This is a genomic window from Arenimonas sp., from assembly GCF_022842045.1.
Classification (GTDB): domain Bacteria; phylum Pseudomonadota; class Gammaproteobacteria; order Xanthomonadales; family Xanthomonadaceae; genus Arenimonas.
This window is the reverse complement of the sequence record NZ_JALHQI010000113.1, coordinates 1-4478: the sequence shown is the minus strand read 5'-3', so window position 1 is coordinate 4478 and position 4478 is coordinate 1. Positions and strand designations below refer to the sequence as shown.

Below are 4478 nucleotides of genomic sequence, written 5' to 3'. Positions count from 1 at the left end.
CGTCGGCGAAGGGCTGGCCGGGCGCGGCCCGGGCGAGGGCGGCGGCGAGGGCTCCGCTGAAGGCGTCGCCGGCGCCGGTGGTGTCCACGGCGGTGACGGGCTGCGCAGGCAGCCGGTAGTGCGCTGCGTGGTCGCCGCGCAGGTGCTCGCCGTGCGAGACGAACGCGCCGGCGTCGCCCAGCGTCACCACCACCGTGGCGCGCGGCGCCAGCTGGCGGCACAGCGTGTGCAGCCCGGCGTCGGGCATCGTCGCCAGCGTCGCGGCGTCGACCTCGCGTCCCTCGTGGCGCGACAGCATCGCCGCGAACTCGGTCTCGTTCGGCGTCAGCACGTCCGCGACGGCGAGCATCGTGTCGGTGGTCGGGGCATTCGCGGGCGCGGGATTGAGGATGGCCAGCGCGCCAGCCTGGCCCGCGGCATCGAGCGCGGCCTGGACCGCGTCGGCGTTCACCTCGAGCTGGGCCAACACCACGCGCGCGCCGCCGAACGCTTCCGCCTGCGCCTGCACGAAGCCGGCGCCGAGTGCGGCGTTGGCGCCGGGCGCCACGACGATGACGTTGCGGCCGGACGCATCCACGAAGATGCCGGCGGTGCCGGTGGCGAGGCCGGGATGTACTTCGTCGCGAAGATCGATGCCTTCGGCCGTGGCGAGCGCCCGCGCGCCGGCCGCGGTGTCATCCGCACCGAGCGCGGTGATGAACGTGGTGGGCGCGCCTGCGCGCGCGGCGGCGACGGCCTGGTTGAAGCCCTTGCCGCCGGGGCCGCCGGCGAAGGTGCCCAGGCGGGTGGCGCCGGGGGCCGGCAGCACGTCGGTCGTCCAGGCGAAATCCTGGTTGTAAGACCCCACGACGACTACCTTGGACATGCCGGATCTCCCGTCGCTGGAAATGTAGGAGGGACTTCAGTCCCGAAGCTTTCCGGCGAAAGGCTTCGGAACTGAAGTCCCCCCTACGAGGTTTCGTCAGGCGCCGAGGGTGGTGAGGACGCCGGCGATGGTGGCGGTCATGAAGGTGGCCAGGGTGCCGCCCAGCACGGCGCGCAGGCCGAACTTGGCCAGGTCCTGGCGGCGCTCCGGGGCCAGGCCGCCGATGCCGCCGATCTGGATCGCGATCGAGCTGAAGTTGGCGAAGCCGCACAGCGCGTAGGTGGCGATCAGCTTGCCCTTGTCGGTCAGCGCCACGCCCTCGACGTTGCCGTTCACGATCTCGGCCAGCTGCAGGTAGGCCACGAACTCGTTGAGCACGATCTTCTGGCCGATCAGGCCACCGACCGTGGTCGCGTCCTGCCACGGCACGCCGATCACCCAGGCGATGGGGGCCAGCAGGTAGCCCAGCAGGGTGGCCATGTCGGTCGGACGTCCCAGCGCCTCGGCCAGGCCGGTCACTTCGCCGATCCAGGTCAGCGGCCAGTTCAGCATCGCGATCAGGGCGATGAAGGCCAGCAGCATCGCACCGATGTTCAGCGCCAGGCGCAGGCCATCGGCGGCGCCGGCGGCGGCGGCGTCGATGATGTTGCTGGTGGTCTTCTCGACCTCCATCTTCACCGTGCCGCGGGTGAGCGGGTTGCCGGTCTCCGGGATCAGCAGCTTGGCGATCACCAGCGTGGCGGGCGCGGCCATGATGGACGCCGCCAGCAGGTGCTTGGCGTAGTAGGCCGACTCGACCGGGTCGCCGCCGCCGAGCATGCCGACGTAGGCCGCCAGCACGCCGCCGGCGATATGGGCCATGCCGCCGATCATCATGGTGATGAGCTCGGACTCGGTCATGCGGCCGATGTAGGGACGCACCGTGAGCGGCGCCTCGGTCTGGCCGATGAAGACGCTGGCGCAGACGCTGGTGGTCTCGGCGCCCGACACCTTCATCACCTTGGTGATGGCCAGGGCCATGATGCGCACGATGAACTGCATCACGCCCAGGTGGTAGAGCACGCCCATCAGCGCGGCGAAGAAGATGATGGTGGGCAGCACCTGGAAGGCGAAGATGAAGCCGTAGGTGTCGACGTCCATCAGGTTGCCGAAGATGAACTTCGAGCCTTCGCCGACGAAGCTGAGGATCTTGACGAAGCCGTTGCCCAGCGCGTCGAACACGTCGCGGCCGCCCGGCACCAGCAACACCAGCGCCGCGAAGCCGACCTGCAGGGCGATGCCGGTTAGCACCAGGCGCCAGTCCACCGCGCCGCGGTTGTTGGAGAACAGCCAGGCGATGAAGATCAGGACGGACAGGCCAAACAGGCCGAAAAGAATGCTGGTGATCATTGAGCGAAGGAACCCCCGGGGCGATGCGGCAGGGTAGTGCAGGCCCCCCGCCCCGGCAAGGCGCGCTCAGCCCTCGTCGCGGGCGACCACCCGGTTGCGGCCCGCCTGCTTGGCCACCTGCAGGCGCTGGTCGGCCCGTTTCATCAGGCCCGAGAGGTCGTTGGCATCCTGGGGGCAGCTGGCCAGGCCGGCGCTGAGGGTCATCCGGCGCGGCTCCACGCCGGCCTCCGGCACGAAGGGCGCGGCCTCGAGCCGGCGCCGCAGCAGGTCCAGCCGCTCCCAGGCGGCGCCGATCGGCAGCCTGAGCACCAGCACGAACTCCTCGCCGCCGACGCGGATCATCGGCTCCTCGCGCGCGAGCTCCTTGCGCAGCACCGTCACCGCGTGGCGCAGGGCGCGGTCGCCGGCCAGGTGGCCCAGCTCCGCGTTGATGTGGCGGAAGTTGTCCAGGTCCACCAGCGCCAGGCTGACGGTGTGGCCACGCGCGCGGGCGTCGCGCACCAGCTGCGGCACGCGGGTGTTGAGGTAGTTGCGGTTGGGCAGGCCGGTCAGGCCGTCGGTGGCCGAGAACTGGGTGAGCCGCTGGGCGCGGAACACCACCATCGCGGTCACCAGCGTCACGGCCAGCAGCAGCACGAGGCGCTGCACCTGCGTGGAGGTGCTGACGGTGCCGTACACGGCCGAGACCAGGGGCTCCTGGGCCAGCGCCACCACCGCCGCCCACAGCAGGCCGGTCTGCAGCATCGCCAGCGCCCCGGCGAACAGGGTGACGCGCACGTCGTGGCGCAGGGCCGTGGCGAAGATGGCGAGCGGGTAGCAGCCCCAGACGACGGCGCTGTTGATCGCCGCCACCGGCGTTTCCAGCGACAGCAGGGCGAGGACCAGGGTCACCATGGTGATGTCGGAGGCCGCCGTGACGGTGGCCAGGCTGGCGACTCGCCGCGGTCGCCGCGCCAGGCGCAGCCACAGCAGGCTCAGGCACAGGACGAGCAGCGCGCCCACCAGGCCGGCCAGGGTTTCATGCAGGGTGCCGCCGGCCCAGCGGTTGAGCAGGGGCAGCAGGAGCAGCAGGCTGGCGACGCCGACGCGCAGGTGCGCCACCAGCAGCTCGCCGCCCGCGCCGACTTCCAGCAGGATCTCGTCGGGCGGCTCGCGCAGCGAGGCCGCCAGGTCTTCGATGGTCTCGCGCAGGGTACTCACGCCGGGGGTCGTGGCCTGTCCAGAAGTGCGCCGAGCATAGCCGGGCCGCGGCTGCGCTGTCAGGCCGGCATTTGCCTCAGCCCGGCAGGCCCCGCAGGGCGACCCACAGCGCCAGCGCCGCGAACAGGGCCGCCGCGGCCCAGCGGGCGGCCTTGAGCGGCAGCTTCGCGGCGAATTTCGAGCCCAGCAGCACCACCGGTACGTTGGCGATGGCCATGCCCAGCGTGGTGCCCGCGACCACCTGCCACAGCGGCGAGTACTGAGCCGCCAGCACCACCGTCGCCACCTGGGTCTTGTCGCCGATCTCTACGATGAAGAAGGCGATCGTGGTGGCGACGAAGGCGCCGAAGCGCGAGGCCTTCACCTCGCCGTCCTCGAGCTTGTCCGGCACCAGCGCCCACGCCGCCACCGCCGCGAAGGACAGCACCACGGCCCAGCGCAGCACGTCGGGGCTGACGAAATTCGTGACCCAGGCGCCGATCCAGCCGGCCAGCCCGTGGTTGGCCAGCGTGGCGACCAGGATGCCGGCGATGATCGGCCAGGGCTTGCGGTAGCGCGCGGCCAGCATCAGCGCGAGCAGCTGGGTCTTGTCGCCGATCTCGGCGATGGCGACGGCGAGGGTGGAGATGTAGAGAGCGTCCAATGAATGACTCCGGGGCCGGGACGCGGTTTGGACGAAGGCCGGCGCCTCGCGGCCCGGCCCGGGTTCGCGACGCGCTGGCCTTCGGTCTTGCCCGCAAGGCGGAAGCCATGCCCGCGCACCATGGCGATCGCCAAGTATGTTGATGCGCGGTGGCCCGGAGGGCCTGGGCTACTCCCCGAAGCCAGGGAAAGCGCGCGCAGTATACCCGCCGGCCAAAAACCTGTGGGAGGGACTTCAGTCCCGATGCTTCTCGCCACAGAGCATCGGGACTGAAGTCCCTCCCACAGAGGCGTGCGTCAGATCGCGGTGAGCGGCTTGGGCGGGGCAGGCGGGGCCGGCGGCGCCGGCGGGGCGGCGGCCGGCGTGCGCGGGGTGGGCGGC

Annotated in this window: 4 protein-coding genes and 1 riboswitch; all 4 genes read right to left on the bottom strand. The window is 71.5% G+C overall.

What is annotated here, in order from left to right; genetic code table 11:
• On the bottom strand, positions 1-865 hold an 865-nt coding region (locus tag Q0C12_RS14595), incomplete at its 3' end, for a PfkB family carbohydrate kinase (RefSeq protein ID WP_290891470.1).
• Between the two features lie 96 nt (positions 866-961).
• Positions 962-2254 carry a nucleoside transporter C-terminal domain-containing protein gene (locus Q0C12_RS14590; RefSeq protein ID WP_290891468.1) on the bottom strand — a complete coding sequence of 431 codons (1293 nt, stop codon included), beginning with the start codon at positions 2252-2254 and terminating at the stop codon, positions 962-964.
• Between the two features lie 66 nt (positions 2255-2320).
• The gene (locus Q0C12_RS14585; RefSeq protein ID WP_290891466.1) at positions 2321-3454 is read right to left on the bottom strand and encodes a GGDEF domain-containing protein; all 1134 of its coding nucleotides are present in this window, start codon (positions 3452-3454) and stop codon (positions 2321-2323) included.
• A 76-nt stretch (positions 3455-3530) separates the two neighbouring features.
• Positions 3531-4097 (bottom strand): TMEM165/GDT1 family protein, encoded by a 567-nt coding sequence (locus Q0C12_RS14580; protein WP_290891464.1) that lies wholly within the window; start codon positions 4095-4097, stop codon positions 3531-3533.
• A gap of 93 nt (positions 4098-4190) precedes the next feature.
• A riboswitch (yybP-ykoY riboswitch) is annotated at positions 4191-4286 on the bottom strand.
• Between the last annotated feature and the right edge of the window lie 192 nt (positions 4287-4478).

What these genes read in the sequence shown, in the direction of transcription:
- Q0C12_RS14590 (WP_290891468.1), bottom strand. Translation starts at nt 2,254, where the DNA reads ATGATCACCAGCATTCTTTTCGGCCTGTTTGGCCTGTCCGTCCTGATC.